Genomic DNA, 15,850 nt, shown 5'->3' with positions numbered 1-15,850 from the left:
CACCCGTGTCGAAACACCTTCGTCTCGGCGGCGCGATGCTGGTGGCGGCTGCGACTCTCGCAGCCGCCACCGGCTGCGTCTCCGACACCCCCGCCGCCGAACAGACGCCGACGGGCAGCGTGGAGAAGAACATCTCCGCGTGGACGCTGCCGCTGGACCCCTACGTCCTGACCGACAAGATGCTCAAGAAGGCCGCCTACGCGGGTGCGCTCGTGATCGCCGAATGCCTGGAGGAGAAGGGCACGCCGCTGCCGGTGCCGTACGTCGACTTCGACAGCGCTTACGAGGGCCGCGAGACCACGCGTTCCGCGCTGACCGAGGAGGTCGCGAGCACGTACGGATACCACCTCCCGCAGGAGGCGCTGCCCCTCGAGGTGCTGCCGTGGGAGGCGTATCGCACCGCCGACCTCGATGCGGCGACCGCCGCGGTGAGCGACGAGTGCTCGGCCGAGCTGCAGGGGCGGATCCCCGGGTACTCCTCCGACATGATGAACTTCTCCTCCATGTTCGTCGGGTCGGCGTTCGAGGGCGCCCTGGCCGACCCGGCCGTGAGGGAAGCGGCCGATCGGTGGAACGAGTGCATGGTGCCCCTCGGTGTGGAGGATCTTCCCGCCCTTCCGATCGACATGCCGTCCGACTCGGTGCGGCAACGGTTCACCACGAGCCCCCTCAGCGGAGACGACCCGAGCACGGGCGACATCACGCGTGAGGAGGTGCGGCTCGCGCTGGAGGATGTGGATTGCCGGGAGTCGTCGGGCTTCCAGCAGGCGTTCTACGACGCGCTGTGGGAGCGGGAGGCCGCGTCGTACGAGCAGAACGCGGAGGCCTTCGAGTCGCTGCGGGCGAAGGTCGCCACGGTGTCGGCGGAGATCGACGCGACGATCGCCGAGCTCGCGACGGCGGAGTGACGGCCGGATGGTGAAGGAGGCCGCCGTCCCCCGCCGGTCACGTCGCGTCGTCCTGATCACGGCGTCCGTGCTGGTTGCCGGTGCCCTGTTCGCCGGCGGATGGGCGGCGGCGCTCGTCTTCCGGTCTCCCGCGCAGATCGACGCGGCCGCTCAGCCCCCCGATCCCTCCCTCATCACCGCGACGGTGGTCCGCGGTCAGCTCGCCGATGTGATCAACGCCCAGGGCACCGTCGCCAACGTCGATGAGATCTCCACCGCGGTGCCGACGCCGGACGGCGGCGGGAGCGTGACGCTGTCTCCCGTCACACCGGGGCAGCAGGCCTCGGCGGGGACGCTGCTGCTGGAGGTGAACAACCAACCCCTGTTCGCGATGCCCGGGTCGTTCCCCTTCTTCCGCGACATGAAGACGGGCGACACGGGGCGCGACGTCCTCCAGCTGCAGAACGGCCTGATCGCGGCGGGCTATGCGCTCACGGCGGACGGTGCGTTCGGACGCGCGACCGCGGAGGCGGTGGCCGGACTGTTCCGGGCGAACGGCTACGCGGTGCCCCTGGTCGACCCGGCGGCGGATGCCACGGACGGCGATGCCGCTCCGGTGGTCCCGGCGACGCCGGCTCCTCCGTCCACGAAGGTGGTGTCGGCGCCCGCTGCCGCGTTTCTGGTGGTGCCGCAGCTTCCAGCCGCGGTGCTGGCGATCCCGGCGACCGGCGCGCTGCCCGAGAAGGCGGCCGTGGTGACGTCGTCCGGAGAGACCGTGGTCAAGGCGACGGTCGTCCCGGCGGTCGCCGCTCAACTCGAGGAGGGGATGTCGGCCACGATGCTCGCGGGCTCGACCACGGTCGCGCTCACGCTGCTGCGCATCGTCGAGGTCGAGAACGAGGACGGCGAGAGCTCGTTCGACGTGCTGTTCGCGTACACCGACGCGAGCCAGCGCCCGCAGCAGGCCGGAGCAGAGGGGCTCGTCAGCATCACGCGGGAGATCGTGGCGGAGGAGTCGCTGCTCGTGCCGTCCCGCGCCGTCCTGTCGCGCGGGGAGAGCCGCTACGTGCTCGTCGCGAGGGAGGGCGGGTTCGTCGAGGTCGCGGTCTCTGAGCGGGGGGCTCTGGACGGCACGAGTGCGGTGACGGCGGTCGACGACGGCGAGCTCGACGCGGGCGACGAAGTGCGGGTGCAGTAGTGCCGACGCTGTCGCTCGACCGCGTCTCGCGGGTGTTCCCGACGACGCCGCCGGTCGTGGCGCTCGACGGGGTGGACGTCGTCTTCGCGCAGGGCGAGTACGTGGCCGTGGAGGGCGAGTCCGGCGGGGGGAAGTCGACGCTGCTGGGAATCGTCGGACTCCTGGACCGTCCGTCGTCCGGCCGCTACCTGATCGACGGGGACGATGTGGCGGGGCTCTCCGATCGTGCTGCTGCCGCGGCCCGATCGGACCTGCTCGGCTACATCTTCCAGAGCTTCCATCTGCTCGACCGGCGCACCGTGGTCGAGAACGTCGAGCTGCCGCTGCACTATCGGGCCGTGGACCGCGACGAGCGGCGTGGGCTCGCGCTGCGCGCGCTGCAGGATGTCGGGCTCGGGGAGTTCGCGCAGAGCCGTCCCGGCGTGCTGTCGGGCGGGCAGCGGCAGCGGGTGGCGATCGCGCGGGCGATGGCGGCGCGGACACCGATCCTCCTGGCGGACGAGCCGACGGGAAACCTGGACTCGGAGAACAGTGCCGCGGTGCTCGAGCTGTTCGACGAGGTGCGGCGGTCGGGCACGACCCTGATCGTGGTGACGCATTCCGCTGTGGTCGCCGAGCGGGCGGACCGGCGGGTGCGGGTGGCGGACGGGCGGGTGGTGTCCGATGGGTCGCGGCGTGCACCCGTGGGGGAGGACGGCGCACGCCGCCACCCGCCCGTCAGCGGACCGCATCCCCCGGGCCGCGCCTCGACCGTGCGGTTCGGCGACCTCGTTCGCGACGCCTGGCGCAACGTGACGAGTCGCCCTGGTCGCACCCTGGCCCTGGTCGCCGCCCTCGCGGTCCCCCTGGCACTCGCACTGACGACACTGGGGCTGGCGTCGTCCGCGAGCGTGCAGGTGTCGAGCGATTTCGACACCGTCGCCGCACGGGAGGTCGCGGTGCAGGCGCCGGGCGACGGGGTGTCGCCCACGCTGACGACGTCGCTCGACGCTGCGGCGACCGAGCTCACGGAGTTGAACGGGGTCACCTCGGCCGCTGTCGTGGAAGACTCCGGCACCCACGCGGTGCGGGTGGGTGCGCCGCGGCCTGAGGTCGAGACGGGGGTGTTCGCGGCGGCCGGTGATCCGGTCGCCGCGCTGCGGCTCGAGGTCGACTGGGCGGAGGGGGCGGACGCCCTTGGTCCCGGCGAGGTGCTGGTGGGCACGCACCTCGCGGCGAACCTGGGCCTCGGCCCGGTCGAGCGGGCGCCCACCGTGAGCATCGACGGGGAGACGTTCGTGGTGGCCGGGGTCGTGTCGTCGTCGCCACGGCGCACGGATCTGCTGGGCAAGGCGATGATCCTCGCGGCGGCCGACGCGGCACCCCCCGTCGGCTCGGTGTCGGGCTACCTCGTGACGCGCGCGGGTGCTGCCGGCCAGGTCGCGGCGGAGGCCCCGGTGGCGTTGGATGCGTTCCGGCCGGAGCGCTTCGACGTGTCGCAGCCGCCGGCGCCGAGTGCGACCCGCGAGAAGGTGGAGGCCAGCGTCGGCATGAGTCTGGCGGTGCTCACGGCCGTGGCACTGGTCGGCGGCGTGCTGTCGATCGTGCTGGCGACGGTGAGCTCGGTCGCGGAGCGGCGCGCGGAGATCGGACTGCGGCGAGCGCTGGGGGCCAGACGGCTGCACGTGAGTGCGATGCTGGTGGCGGAGTCGATGCTGCTCGGCGTGCTCGGCGGGCTGGTGGGGGTGGTCCTGGGGATGTCGGCGATCCTGGCCGTCACGCTGGCGCGGCAGTGGACGCCGGTGTTCGACGTGCGACTCGCGCTCCTCGCCTTGGGCGGCGGTGTCGCGATCGCCTGTCTGGGCGCGATCGCCGGGGCCGTGCGAGCCGGGGCGGTCCTTCCGAACGCGGCCCTGCGCTCGTGAGCGTGTGCCCGAGTCCGCGACGCTCTCAGTGTTGCGTTCGCGGGTGCGTCGCCCGCTGCATCACCCGCGCGCGCATCGAAGGCGGCGATCACCGCGATCATGTCCTGTCCGCCCAGCCCCGCCCGATTGGCCTCGTCGAACAGGTCGCGGCTCGCGTGGATGAGGGGGTGCGCGGTCCCGGCGGCGATGAAGCCCACGGTGCGTGTGTCCATCCCCGCCTCCTCTCAGGTCAGCCGGTCGGCGCAGTGGACCATTTGTTGCGTTCCGCATGAAGAGTTCGCGCTGGCTAACGGCCCTTCACATAGTGGCCGAGCCGCCCTTCACGAACCAGGAAGAAGCCGAACGCCGTTCCCGTAAGCGTGCCCACGGAGAAGGAAAGCGCGATCTCCGCGGATCGGAGCGCCAGGCTGGGCAGCTCAGTGGGCGCGGTGATCGTCGCCGTAAGGAATCCCGCCATCCATGCCGCCGCGACAGCGGGCAGCGACCAGGCCACGCTCTCGATGAGGTGCTGAAGGTAGAGAGTTCCACGGCTCGCGCCAGCGTGCAGATTGGATGCGATCTCTACGCGACGGAACCAGACGGCCATGGCCGACAAGACGAAGCCGACCAGCGCTGCAAGGTAAGGCGCGTACCGGGTGATCCGAGACTCGTACTCGGTGGACCCAGCGAACGTGAGACCGTACTTCGTGTTCAGCTGAGAGACGATGGGTTGCTCGCTGGCCGCGGCGCCAGCTGCCGCAGGCGTGACGGAGGTGAGAAGCAGCTGTCGGAGGTCAGACCGTTGCGGCCAGGACAGCACCCAGCACTCGTCGAATGCCCCATCGCTTGCGCTGGTCGGCGACAGCACCGCCCAGCCGAAGCCCGCGCGGCGACCGTCCGGCGGGTACGGGTAGGTGCCGCGGACAGGCGTGGGAGCGCCCGCCGTCAGAGGCAGAGCAGTCGACCCGAGATTCGAGGCGACATCCGTGCTGACATAGACTCCAGAGCCGCCGTCCTCCGCTCCAAGTACCCGTGCGAACGCAGGGGTCGTCGTATACAGGTCGAGCGGCTCGCCAGGTAGGGTTCCGGCTGTCACCTTGCCTTCCGGGCGCATCGCGCCGGCGGCGAGAACGTTCGGGGTGTCGGCGAGCGCATCGCAGGATGCTCCGTTGATACGTCCGGGGAGCGCCAGAGTCATCACGGCCGCGCCGGAGCCGCGATACTCGATCGCGTCGTCCACCGTCCGCGAGATGGTGAGGACGTCGGAGAGAACGGCGACGGTCAGGGCCAGAGTTGAGATAAAGAACAGCGCCCCGAGGCGGGACGTGCCTGAGGTGAGGTTGCGGATGATCTCCCGAAGCAGCGCGTGTGCTCTCATTCGGCGAAGGCCCTCGGCGAGTACTGGGCGAGGTCAAGGTTGATGTCGCAGGCATCCCGCGTCTCCTCATCGTGTGTTGCGACGATGACGATGGTGCGGGAGGACGCGACGTTCGAGAGGACAGCGTTTACGACATGGGCGGTTGCGCGATCCAGCTGCGCGGTCGGTTCATCGACGAGGAGAAGGTCCGGTGATGAGGCGGCCGCCCGCGCCAGCATCAGTCGTTGCGCCTCGCCACCCGAGAGGTGGCGAAACTGTCTGTCGCGGACATCGTGCAAGTTGAATCGCCCGAGGAGCTCGAGGGCGCTCTCATCCGCCTCATCGGCGCGCATGCCGGAAGCGATGAACGGGAACGCGACGTGGTCGATCGCGGTTCGTTTCGCCACGCCGTAGGGGTTCTGGAAGACCCAACTGGTCGAGTCCACGCCGTCCATGCTCACGTGGCCGGCCGCTGGCGCGGTCCACCCCGCGAGGATCGCCATCAGCGTGCTCTTCCCCGACCCGGATGCACCGGTCAGCGCGTAGATGTGCCCCGGCGTGAACGTGTACGACAGCCCCCGGAACAGCCACGCATCACGCGAGTACGCGTGTCCCAGGTCCGACACCTCTACCCGCATGTCGGCCGTTTGCCGGGTTGCGCATCGACCGAGGCGGGCGATTCGTCTGCCGAGAAGACGACGAAGGAGTTGCCGAATTCCGACCCGACCACCGTGACGACCAACGGATCGTTGTCGACGAACACGCAGGAGGAGCCCGTGGAATCCGTCATGACAGCAGTTGCGGGGATGGCCGCGACCTGAACAGGTGTCTGCAGAACCACCGTGCCTTTGAGGGTCAGCGACGTTGCCTCCGGGGATGCGCTTGCCGCTTCCCGGAAAGCATCGGTGTTGCGGACGGCGTCGCTGGTCACCTCGGGCGGCAGTTCGCCCGCATCGCCCAGCGCTACCGGCTCCGGGAGGAGATCCAGATACCGTGCGCCGGGAAGCCGGCCTTCGGGGAGCGACACCGCAGAGATGACGACCCCGGAGTCGACCGTGGCGAGTGAGCCGCCCGGCGCCACGGAGCCACTCAACTGCGCGTCGCATTTCTCCACCGTCACGGCGGGAGAGGGGAGCCAGACGACGAGGTCTCGTGTCAGAGCCCCGTCGAGCTCGACGCCGACGGTCTTCGCGAGCGTGGTCAGCGTTCTCATCTCGTCGCGCGAGAGTGCGGAGTCGACGTTGGCAGGTTGCCCCAGACGAACGAGTTCCTCTTCGAGCGCCCGCACGTCCTGTCCTTTGTCTCCGGGAACGAGATCCCGCCACAGGGGTACAGAGGTCGAGAGGCTGAGCAGGTTGACGCCATCGACCGCCACAGACGACGTTGCCGAGCTCAAGGTCGTCCCTTGCGTGCACGCCCACGACGTCACGGTTCCGGGGCGGTTCACCGCGATACTCATCGGCGGCAAGATCTCCGCCGTGAGTTCGACGCTTCGCGGATCATCGAACTCCTGCATCGTCACGGCGATGGTGGAGAGTTCGTCCTCACCCTTCAATGTGCCCGGGGTGTTCGCGGTCAGAAGCGAATAGGCCAGGCCGATGCCGAGCGCCGCGCCCACGACGAGCGTGCACCCGACGATCGTCAAGCTCGAGGAGACGGAACCTCTCATTTGTTGAAGGAGAAGTCCGCGTTGCACGCTTCGAAGATCGCGAAGCCGTGTTCATCGGTGAAGGGGAACGCCAGGTTCGGGGCGTCCTCGAGGTACTGCTCCTCCGTGTAGGACGCGGGAACAGCCTTGTTGCGGATCAGGCACTCGGTGAGCAGCTGGGTCGCGGGAACGTTCTCCGGGTTGGACGTCTGGGAACGATAGAGGTACCCGACCCAGGCCTCGCCGCTTTCCTCTTCACACCCGCCCATTCTCTGATTGGCGATCTCGCCATCCATCCCACCAGCGTTCACCTCGTAGCTCCCGTTGGCCTTGTACTCCGTCAGGGAGATGCCGTTGTCGTCGAGGCACGTCTCAAGCGTTTTCAGTACCTGCGACCATTCCTGGTCCGTGATCTGCTCATCCTCGAGGATCGCCTTCACGTCGTCTGTCTTGCTCTTCTTCCACGCCTCTTGGTACTCGGCGGCGAAGTTTCCTTGAAAAGCCGGCACCCCTGCGGTGCTTTCCGCCTCGGTTGAACTCGATGAGTCGGGTGCCTCTCCCGCACTGCACCCTGTCATGAGCGCCATCAGCACGCTCGCCGTCATCACGAGCCGAAGCGAGCGGGACTTCATTCTCATCACATACCTCTTTACTGGGCGCCGGTCGTGGTTTCGGCTATGCGGTGGCCGCCGAACGGCCCCCGCAATACATCGCAGTCGCGAGGAGTCTCACACGACTACCTGACTGTTCGGATCGGACCGACGTGGATGTCGTCGGTCCGATCCTTGTGAGTTCAGCGAACACGACACGGTCGTGGCGGTGGGCTGAGAGACCGTGGCGGGCTGCGTCAGCTCAGTACGTGAACCAGTAGGCCTCGTTGCCGAACGCGGTTCCGGGCTGCCATGCGCGGGCCCAGATTCCGCCGTTCTGGTCTGAAGACCGAACGATGGAACCCGTGCTGTTCTTCACGCTCGACCGATGCTTCTTGGAGGCGTGGTAGTAGCTGCTGTCGTTGCCACGGTTCGACCCGTTCAGGTTCTCGTGCACGCCGTACCAGTGCTTGCCTCCGCCAGCAGCCGCTCCTTCCACCTTGGAGCTTGCGGCCCAGCCGTAGCCCAGGTCGTGGGCGCTCGCGGACACGGTTCCTCCGGCCACGATGCCGACTGCCAGCAGACCCGCCAGCAAGGATGCAGTGCGCTTCTTCATCGAAATAACCAATCTGTCATCACACACGGATGGCGATTTACCCCCCGGTCAGAGAACGGTCCCGCATGGCCACGCCGAAGTCTCGCGTAGCTCAGCTTCTCGCCTCGTGTGACGACTCTCCCAGGATTGGTGTCTTCCGCGGTCGGCACCGCTGGCCCCTTTTTGGGTGCTGCGACGAGTTCCTTACGAACCTTGTTGCACACCGGATCCATGTCGGTGGCGCCCGACAAGGCACGGTGAGCTCGCATAAACGTCGAAAGAGCCGGTCAAGAACAATGCCTGACCGGCTCTTTCACTCGCTGTGCGCGAGGGGGGACTTGAACCCCCACGTCCATACGGACACTGGCACCTGAAGCCAGCGCGTCTACCATTCCGCCACTCGCGCGAGTGTCTCGTTCCGAAGAACTCAACTTCCCGAGGATATCACGCGTTTTCGGTCGCGTTGCACACGCCCCGGGGGGCCGCGGCGGCGTTCCCCCAGGTCACCTGGCTACGATGTCCCTACCGGTCGGCATGCCAGAGGAGCCCAGTGGGACTACTTGACAGCTTTGAGAAGGGTCTCGAGCGCGCAGTGAACAGCGCGTTCGCGAAGACCTTCCGCAGCGGCATACAGCCGGTGGAGATCGCCTCGGCTCTGCGCCGCGAGGCCGACACGAAGGCCGCGGTCGTCAGCCGCGACCGCATCCTCACCCCCAACAACTACGTGGTGCGGTTGAGCCCCGACGACGCCGACCGCATGCGTGGTCTCGGCGGCGCCCTCACCGACGAGCTGCACGCACTGCTCACGACGCACGCGAAGTCCCAGGGCTACAGCTTCGCCGGGCCGCTGTCGCTCACGCTCGAAGCCGACGAGAAGGTCGCGACGGGCACGGTGCGCGTCAACTCCGGCACGGTCGAGGGCCGCGTCGACTGGCAGGCCGTGGTCGACGTCGACGGCCGCCGCCACGCGCTCACCCGGGCTCGCACGGTGATCGGCCGAGGGTCCGACGCCGACATCACGATCGCCGACGCGGGCTCGAGCCGCAAGCACGCGGAGATCCTGTGGGACGGCGAGCGCGCCATGCTCCGCGACATGGGCTCCACGAACGGCACGAAGGTGAACGGCCAGAAGCTGCGCGAGGCCGCGCTGCCCTCCGACACCACGATCACGATCGGCCGCACCGACCTGGTGTTCCGCATCGTCCCCGTCGCCGCCCCCTCGCGCCCCCCGCGCCCGGGCGACGACGCGACCAGGGCGTTCGGAGCCTTCTGATGAGTGAACTCGTCCTGCTCCTGCTCCGCATCGGCTTCCTCGTCCTGCTGTGGTTCTTCGTGTTCGGTGTCGTGTACTCCCTGCGCGCCGACCTGTTCGGGGTCAAGGCGCGCAAGCTGCCCGCCGAGGCCGCCGCCGGCGCTCCGGTCGCCGCCGCGCCGGCCGCCCCCGCGAAGCCCTCCTCGTCGTCGCGCCCGTCGTCCGGCCCCGCGACCGTGGCGACCGCGAAGCGTCTGGTCATCACGTCGGGGCCGAAGGCGGGGCTGGAGCTTCCGCTCGGCGCCGACTCGATGACGATCGGCCGATCCAGCGAGTCCGCCCTCGTCATCCGCGACGACTACACCTCCAGCCACCACGCCCGCCTCCTCCTGCGCGGGGACACATGGGCGATCCAGGACCTCGACTCCACGAACGGCACCTTCGTCGCCGGGCAGCGCGTGACCGGGGGACCGGTCGCCCTCAGCCTCGGCACCCCCGTCAAGGTGGGCGCCACGACGTTCGAGCTGAGGGCCTGACGCCGGCATGGTCTTCGAGGGCTCGAGCGTCGCGATCTCCCACACCGGGAAGGTCCGCTCCAACAACCAGGACTCCGGGTACTCCGGGGCGAACCTGTTCGTCGTCGCCGACGGCATGGGCGGTCACGCCGGTGGAGACGTCGCCTCGAGCATCGCGATCCAGCGCCTGGAGCCCCTGGACCAGCCCTACTCCTCGACGGAGGATGCGCAGGCCGCGCTGCAGGCCGCAGCGACGACCGCCGCGGGCGACCTGATCCGTGCGGCGAAGGACCGACCGGAGCTCGCGGGCCTCGGCACCACGCTCAGCGCGATCATCATGGTCGACGAGTACGCGGTGATCGGGCACATCGGCGACTCGCGCATCTATCTCTACCGTGACGACGCGCTCACGCAGATCACGGCCGACCACACGTTCGTGCAGCGCCTGGTCGACTCCGGTCGCATCACGCCGGAGGAGGCCCGCTACCACCCTCGCCGCTCGGTGCTCATGCGGGTGCTCAGCGACATGGACTCCGACCCCGAGCTCGACATGTTCGTCATGCACACGCAGCCCGGCGACCGGTGGCTGCTGTGCTCCGACGGACTGTCCGGTGTGGTCGACGAGGCGCGGATCCTCAAGGCCATGCAGCTGGGGCTCGCCCCGGGTCGCACGGCCGACAACCTCCTCAAGCAGGCGCTCGACGGGGGCGCGCCCGACAACGTCACGATCGTGCTGGTCGACGTGGGCGGGCAGCATCCCATCCACTCGGGCACCGCGACGATCGTCGGCGCCGCCTCCAACCCGTCCGGTGTGTACGTGCCGCCGGTGCGCGCACCGCGCAGCAACTGGCTGCACCCGGTGCGTCAGGCCGCGAACGAGCCAAGCCACTTCGAGCCGGCGCCCGAGTACCTGGAGGAGCTGATCGAGGAGGACCGGCGCCGTGCCAAACGCCGCCGCCTCGGCTGGATCGCCGGAGTGCTCGTGGTGATCGCGATGCTGGCCTTCGCGGCCTTCGCCGCCTACAGCTGGACGCAGACGCGGTACTTCATCGGCGCCGACGACGACAGCGTGGTGATCTTCCAGGGCGTGCAGCAGAACATCGGCCCGATCACGCTGTCCACCCCGGTGGAGGACACCGACATCCTCCTCGCCGACCTACCGCCGTATCAGCGAGCCTCGGTCGAGCGCACGATCTCGGCCCGCTCGCTGTCCGACGCGATGGCTATCGTCGACCGGCTGCGCACGGGCGCCGAGGCGAACGTGATCGAGCAGACCCCGCTGCCCACGCCGGCGCCCACCCCGAGCGACACTCCGGCGGGGGGTGACGGATGAGCACCGACGTGCAGGCCGACACCACCGTCATCAAGGCCCTGCGGCGCCTGCGCATGCCGCAGACGCAGCGCAACCGGGAGTTCTGGCTGCTCCTGTTCGCGTGCGCCATCAGCGGCGCCGCGCTGACCCTCGTGCAGCTGGGCGCCCTGGGCGTGATCGACCCGATGATCCTGGCGATCGGCGGCGGTCTGGCCGTGCTGGCGTTCGCCCTGCACATCGTGCTGCGCTTCGTGGCGTCCGACGCCGACCCCTTCGTGCTGCCGATCGCGACCCTGCTGACCGGGCTGGGCGTGGCGATGATCTACCGGATCGACATCGCGTTCAAGAACACCGGGTGGGACGCCTACTCCACCAAGCAGCTGGCGTGGACGGCGATCTCGCTCGCCGGTGCCATCGCGGTCGTGATCCTGCTGCGCAACTATCGTGTGCTCTTCCGGTACACGTACATCTTCGGCCTCGCGGGCATCCTGCTCCTGCTGCTGCCGTTCGTCCCCGGGCTGCGCATCGCCGACGCGAACGCGCAGGTGTGGGTGTCGCTCGGCGGCATCTTCGCGTTCCAGCCGGGCGAGCTCGCGAAGATCTGCCTCGCGATCTTCTTCGCCGGCTACCTCGTGCGCACGCGCGAGAGCCTCACGTCGGTCGGCAAGCGCGTGCTCGGCATCACGTGGCCGCGCATGCGGGAGCTGGGCCCGGTGCTGGTCGTGTGGGCCATCTCGCTGGGGATCATCGTGTTCCAGCGCGACCTCGGCACGGGAACGCTGATCTTCGGCATGTTCGTCGCGATGCTGTACGTCGCCACCGGCAAGACCAGCTGGGTGCTGATCGGGCTGGGACTCGTGGTCGCCGGTGTCGCCGTCGCCACGCAGATCCTCAGCTACGTGCGCGGCCGCTTCATCAACTGGCTCTTCCTGTTCGACTCGTCGCAGGTCGACCCCGACGTGGCCGGATACCAGCCGATGCAGGGCCTCTTCGGTCTCGCCCGCGGCGGCCTCATCGGAACCGGATGGGGCCAGGGACGCCCCGAGATCACGCCGCTCGCGCACAGCGACTACATCATCACGAGCCTCGGGGAGGAGCTCGGGCTGATCGGGCTGTTCGCGATCCTGTGCCTGTACATGGTGTTCGTGAGCCGCGGTGTGCGGATCGGTCTCGCGGGTCAGGACGACTTCGGCAAGCTGCTGGCGACGGGACTGTCGTTCACGATCGCGCTGCAGGTGTTCATCATGGTCGGCGGTGTCACCCGACTGATCCCGCTGACGGGTCTGACCACGCCGTTCCTCGCGGCCGGCGGCTCCTCGCTCGTCGCGAACTGGCTCATCGTGGCGCTGCTGCTGCGCATCTCCGACGGCGTGCGCCGTCAGCCCCGGGTGGTGATCGGCTGACATGACCAGGGAACTCCGCCGCCTCAGCATCATCATGCTGTTCATGTTCATCGCGCTGTTCGCCGCGACCAGCTGGATCCAGGTCGTCGAGTCCGACAGCCTCGCGCAGAACCCCCACAACAAGCGCACCCGTCTGGACAGCTTCGAGATCCAGCGCGGCGCGATCATCGTCGACGGCGCGGCGATCGCGAGCTCGACGCCCAGCGACGACCAGTACCGCTTCCAGCGCGTGTACACCGATCCGGCGCTGTGGGAGACGGTCACGGGGTACTTCAACCCCGCGCTCGGCTCGACCACCGGCATCGAGAAGGCGATGAACGCCGACCTCTCCGGCACCGGCTCCAACGCGTTCTTCTCCGAGATCGAGCGCATCCTGTCGGGTCAGCCGCAGCGCGGGTACAGCGTCGAGCTGTCGCTGAACACGGCCGCGCAGCGGGCTGCCGCCGAGGCGCTCGACGGTCTGCAGGGCGCGGTCGTGGCGATGGACCCGAAGACCGGGCGCATCCTCGCGATGGTGTCGACCCCCGGCTTCGACACGAACCTGATGGCGACGCACGACGCGAACGCCGCGAACGCCACCTATGACCAGCTGGTCGCCGACCCGGGCAAGCCCCTGTCGAACCGCGCGATCGCCGGCGACCTGAACCCCCCGGGCTCCACGTTCAAACTCGTCACGGCGGCCGCGGCATACGCGAGCGGCAAATGGACGCCGGAGTCCACGCTGCCCAACCCCGCGCTGTACACCCTGCCCGGCTCGTCCAACCGCGTGTCCAACGCGTGGGGCGGCACGTGCGGTCCCGGTGCGACCGTGACGATCGCCGAGGCCATCCGCCTCAGCTGCAACATCCCGATGGCGGAGCTCGCCGTGGAGCTCGGCGACGACGCGATCCGGGAGATGGCGGAGAAGTTCGGCTTCAACCGGAGCTTCGACACGCCGCTCGCCTCGACCCCGTCCAGCTACCCGCGGGCGCTCGACGACGCGCAGACCGCGCTCAGCGGTTTCGGGCAGGGACAGGTCACCGCGACACCGCTGCAGATGGCGATGGTGTCGGCCGGCATCGCGAACGACGGCGTGGTCATGAACCCGCAGATGGTGGATGCCGTGATCGGCAACGACCTGTCGGTGATCAAGGCCTTCCAGAACAGCGAGTTCGGGCGGGCGATGGAAGCCGATGTGGCGAACGAGATCACCTCCGCCATGGTCGCCAGCGTCTCAAACGGCGCGGCCCAGGGTGCAAGAATAGACGGGGTCGACGTGGCCGGTAAGACGGGCACGGCAGAGAACGGAAACAGGCCGCATACGCTGTGGTTCACCGGGTTCGCCCCGGCGGACGACCCATCGGTCGCCGTGGCGGTCGTCGTCGAGAACGGCGGCGGGCAGGGACAATCAGGGAGCGGTGACACCATCGCCGCTCCGATCGCGAAGAAGGTCATAGAGGCGGTGCTGGGCAGATGAGGCCGACGCAGGGTGTGTCGTTCGGTGGTCGTTACGAGCTGCAGTCGCGGATCGCGATCGGCGGCATGGGCGAGGTCTGGGAGGCGACGGATCACGTCATCGGGCGTACCGTCGCGATCAAGATCCTCAAGGACGAGTACATGGGGGACCCGGGGTTCCTCGAGCGGTTCCGCGCGGAGGCACGGCACGCCGCCCTCGTCAACCACGAGGGCATCGCCAGCGTCTTCGACTACGGCGAGGAGAACGGCAGCGCCTACCTCGTCATGGAGCTCGTGCCGGGTGAGGCCCTCTCCACGATCCTCGAGCGCGACGGCGCGCTGAGCGCCGACAAGACGCTCGACATCGTGGCGCAGACGGCGTCCGCCCTGCAGGCCGCGCACGCCGCCGGCCTGGTGCACCGCGACATCAAGCCGGGCAACCTGCTGATCACGCCAGACGGCCGCGTCAAGATCACCGACTTCGGCATCGCTCGCATCGCCGACCAGGTGCCGCTGACGGCGACCGGTCAGGTGATGGGAACCGTGCAGTACCTGTCGCCCGAGCAGGCGTCCGGCCACCCCGCATCTCCCGCGACCGACACGTACTCGCTGGGCATCGTGGCGTACGAGTGCCTGGCCGGCAAGCGTCCGTTCACGGGCGAGTCGCAGGTGGCGATCGCGATGGCGCAGATCAACGAGCAGCCGCCGCCGCTGCCGCCGACCGTGCCGATCCCGGTGCAGAACCTCGTGATGGCGATGATCGCCAAGAAGCCCGCCGACCGCCCGTCCTCGGCGGCGACCGTCGCGCGGGCCGCACAGGCGCTGCGGCGCGGAGACCTGAACTCGGCGGCGATCGCTGTTCCGGCGATCGCGACGGGCGGGATCGCCGGCGACGACGACGCCACGCGCATGCTGACGGCGTCGAACGACGGTGCCACGCGCATCCTCCCCACCACCGCGCAGCTGCCCACCGAGGAGGCCGTCGCGGAGGAGGAGAAGAAGAAGAAGAAGCGCAGCGCCTGGACCTGGCCGCTGATCGCCCTGATCGCCCTGCTGATCATCGTGCTCGTGGGCACGTTGTGGGCGATGTTCGGCAACCGGGGGGAAGATCCGAAGCCGTCCGACTCGCCGACCACCGCGCAGACCACGCCGCCCCCGTCGCCCTCCACGAGCCCGACGCCCGAGGTGACGCGCGTCGACGTGGCTGCGCTGAACCTCAACGGCATGGACTGCGCCACGGCGACCGCGACGCTGGCCGACGCGGGCTTCACGAACAACGTCACGTGCGCCGACGGCGACCCCGCCCCGAGCGACGCGGAGGTCGGTCAGGTGTACCGGGTTCAGCCCACCGGGAACGTCGAGACCACGACGCCGATCGCGTTGACCGTGTACGCCGCACGCACCCCGCTGCCCACGCCGACCGACACCCCGACGCTCACGGGCGACCCGGTCGCGGGCAGCACGGTCACGGTGGCCTGGGGCACCGGTTTCACGTGCCCGAGCGGCACCACCCTGTCGGGCTACGTCGTGTCGCTGCAGAACGGCTCGTTCGTCTCGGGCGGCCCGAACTTCCAGCCGACGCAGCGCAACACGCAGGTGAAGGTCGGCGACGCGGTGGGCCAGCAGCTCATCGTCACCTACCAGGCCATGTGCTCGGGCGGCGACCAGCGCACGTCGAACGCGTCGCCCCCGCTGTCGGTCACCATCACGGCCCCGGACGATGGCGAGGGTGACGGTGGTGGCGGCGCCGAAGGGTAGCCTGTAGTCCAGCTGTTT

14 protein-coding genes and 1 tRNA gene are annotated in these 15,850 nt (G+C 69.1%); 9 read left to right on the top strand and 6 right to left on the bottom strand.

Features of this window, described 5'->3' with window-relative positions; genetic code table 11:
* Positions 1 to 5 precede the first annotated feature (5 nt).
* The 3 genes from ACWH95_RS05545 to ACWH95_RS05535 are packed head-to-tail and all read left to right on the top strand — an operon-like array spanning position 6 to position 3,989.
* Positions 6 to 908 carry a hypothetical protein gene (locus ACWH95_RS05545; protein WP_168387128.1) on the top strand — a complete coding sequence of 301 codons (903 nt, stop codon included), beginning with the start codon at positions 6 to 8 and terminating at the stop codon, positions 906 to 908.
* Between the two features lie 7 nt (positions 909 to 915).
* The gene (locus ACWH95_RS05540; RefSeq protein WP_168443065.1) at positions 916 to 2,085 is read left to right on the top strand and encodes a peptidoglycan-binding domain-containing protein; all 1,170 of its coding nucleotides are present in this window, start codon (positions 916 to 918) and stop codon (positions 2,083 to 2,085) included.
* Positions 2,085 to 3,989, top strand: coding sequence for an ABC transporter ATP-binding protein/permease (locus ACWH95_RS05535; RefSeq protein WP_136035617.1), 1,905 nt, complete (start codon positions 2,085 to 2,087; stop codon positions 3,987 to 3,989). Before ACWH95_RS05540 ends, ACWH95_RS05535 begins: the two co-directional genes overlap by 1 nt.
* Before the next feature lie 286 nt (positions 3,990 to 4,275).
* Here the strand turns inward: ACWH95_RS05535 and ACWH95_RS05530 are convergent, their stop codons facing one another.
* The 6 genes from ACWH95_RS05530 to ACWH95_RS05505 all read right to left on the bottom strand — a co-directional run bounded on the left by ACWH95_RS05530 (position 4,276) and on the right by ACWH95_RS05505 (position 8,564).
* Positions 4,276 to 5,346, bottom strand: coding sequence for a hypothetical protein (locus ACWH95_RS05530; RefSeq protein ID WP_136035618.1), 1,071 nt, complete (start codon positions 5,344 to 5,346; stop codon positions 4,276 to 4,278).
* Positions 5,343 to 5,963 (bottom strand): ATP-binding cassette domain-containing protein, encoded by a 621-nt coding sequence (locus tag ACWH95_RS05525; protein ID WP_136033269.1) that lies wholly within the window; start codon positions 5,961 to 5,963, stop codon positions 5,343 to 5,345. The genes ACWH95_RS05530 and ACWH95_RS05525 overlap by 4 nt, the downstream gene beginning before the upstream one ends.
* A complete protein-coding gene (locus tag ACWH95_RS05520; protein WP_454120322.1) occupies positions 5,954 to 6,970 on the bottom strand; it encodes a hypothetical protein in 1,017 nt (338 codons plus the stop codon). Before ACWH95_RS05520 ends, ACWH95_RS05525 begins: the two co-directional genes overlap by 10 nt.
* Before the next feature lie 20 nt (positions 6,971 to 6,990).
* A complete protein-coding gene (locus ACWH95_RS05515; protein ID WP_136033265.1) occupies positions 6,991 to 7,611 on the bottom strand; it encodes a hypothetical protein in 621 nt (206 codons plus the stop codon).
* Positions 7,612 to 7,825: 214 nt separating this feature from the next.
* A complete protein-coding gene (locus tag ACWH95_RS05510) occupies positions 7,826 to 8,179 on the bottom strand; it encodes a lactococcin 972 family bacteriocin (protein WP_136033263.1) in 354 nt (117 codons plus the stop codon).
* 302 nt (positions 8,180 to 8,481) lie between these two features.
* Positions 8,482 to 8,564 (bottom strand) — tRNA-Leu (locus ACWH95_RS05505).
* A 144-nt stretch (positions 8,565 to 8,708) separates the two neighbouring features.
* Between ACWH95_RS05505 and ACWH95_RS05500 the strand changes: the two genes are divergently transcribed.
* From ACWH95_RS05500 to ACWH95_RS05475, 6 genes are read left to right on the top strand one after another with little or no spacing between them, the layout of a single operon-like run.
* Complete coding sequence (locus tag ACWH95_RS05500; protein WP_136035625.1) at positions 8,709 to 9,431, top strand: FhaA domain-containing protein; 723 nt, start codon at positions 8,709 to 8,711, stop codon at positions 9,429 to 9,431.
* Positions 9,431 to 9,946, top strand: coding sequence for an FHA domain-containing protein FhaB/FipA (locus ACWH95_RS05495; protein WP_136033230.1), 516 nt, complete (start codon positions 9,431 to 9,433; stop codon positions 9,944 to 9,946). Before ACWH95_RS05500 ends, ACWH95_RS05495 begins: the two co-directional genes overlap by 1 nt.
* Positions 9,947 to 9,953: 7 nt before the next feature.
* Positions 9,954 to 11,258, top strand: coding sequence for a PP2C family protein-serine/threonine phosphatase (locus ACWH95_RS05490; protein ID WP_136033227.1), 1,305 nt, complete (start codon positions 9,954 to 9,956; stop codon positions 11,256 to 11,258).
* Positions 11,255 to 12,640, top strand: a complete 1,386-nt coding sequence (locus ACWH95_RS05485) for an FtsW/RodA/SpoVE family cell cycle protein (protein WP_136033224.1) — start codon at positions 11,255 to 11,257, stop codon at positions 12,638 to 12,640. The genes ACWH95_RS05490 and ACWH95_RS05485 overlap by 4 nt, the downstream gene beginning before the upstream one ends.
* A 1-nt stretch (position 12,641) precedes the next feature.
* Entirely contained in the window at positions 12,642 to 14,096 is a 1,455-nt protein-coding gene (locus ACWH95_RS05480; RefSeq protein ID WP_136033222.1) for a peptidoglycan D,D-transpeptidase FtsI family protein, read from the top strand.
* On the top strand, positions 14,093 to 15,832 hold the full coding sequence (locus tag ACWH95_RS05475) for a serine/threonine-protein kinase (RefSeq protein ID WP_136033220.1): 1,740 nt from the start codon (positions 14,093 to 14,095) through the stop codon (positions 15,830 to 15,832). Before ACWH95_RS05480 ends, ACWH95_RS05475 begins: the two co-directional genes overlap by 4 nt.
* Positions 15,833 to 15,850: the final 18 nt, after the last annotated feature.

The organism is Microbacterium sp. NPDC055502 (assembly GCF_053643635.1).
The sequence above is the reverse complement of the archived record's forward strand: the minus strand, read 5'-3'. Positions and strand labels throughout refer to the sequence as shown.

Bases quoted from the DNA above. Each gene is read 5' to 3' on its own strand.
- ACWH95_RS05540 (WP_168443065.1), top strand. From the start codon at position 916: ATGGTGAAGGAGGCCGCCGTCCCCCGCCGGTCACGTCGCGTCGTCCTG.
- ACWH95_RS05530 (WP_136035618.1), bottom strand. From the start codon at position 5,346: ATGAGAGCACACGCGCTGCTTCGGGAGATCATCCGCAACCTCACCTCA.
- ACWH95_RS05525 (WP_136033269.1), bottom strand. From the start codon at position 5,963: ATGCGGGTAGAGGTGTCGGACCTGGGACACGCGTACTCGCGTGATGCG.
- ACWH95_RS05515 (WP_136033265.1), bottom strand. From the start codon at position 7,611: ATGAGAATGAAGTCCCGCTCGCTTCGGCTCGTGATGACGGCGAGCGTG.
- ACWH95_RS05510 (WP_136033263.1), bottom strand. From the start codon at position 8,179: ATGAAGAAGCGCACTGCATCCTTGCTGGCGGGTCTGCTGGCAGTCGGC.
- ACWH95_RS05495 (WP_136033230.1), top strand. From the start codon at position 9,431: ATGAGTGAACTCGTCCTGCTCCTGCTCCGCATCGGCTTCCTCGTCCTG.
- ACWH95_RS05490 (WP_136033227.1), top strand. From the start codon at position 9,954: ATGGTCTTCGAGGGCTCGAGCGTCGCGATCTCCCACACCGGGAAGGTC.
- ACWH95_RS05485 (WP_136033224.1), top strand. From the start codon at position 11,255: ATGAGCACCGACGTGCAGGCCGACACCACCGTCATCAAGGCCCTGCGG.
- ACWH95_RS05480 (WP_136033222.1), top strand. From the start codon at position 12,642: ATGACCAGGGAACTCCGCCGCCTCAGCATCATCATGCTGTTCATGTTC.
- ACWH95_RS05475 (WP_136033220.1), top strand. From the start codon at position 14,093: ATGAGGCCGACGCAGGGTGTGTCGTTCGGTGGTCGTTACGAGCTGCAG.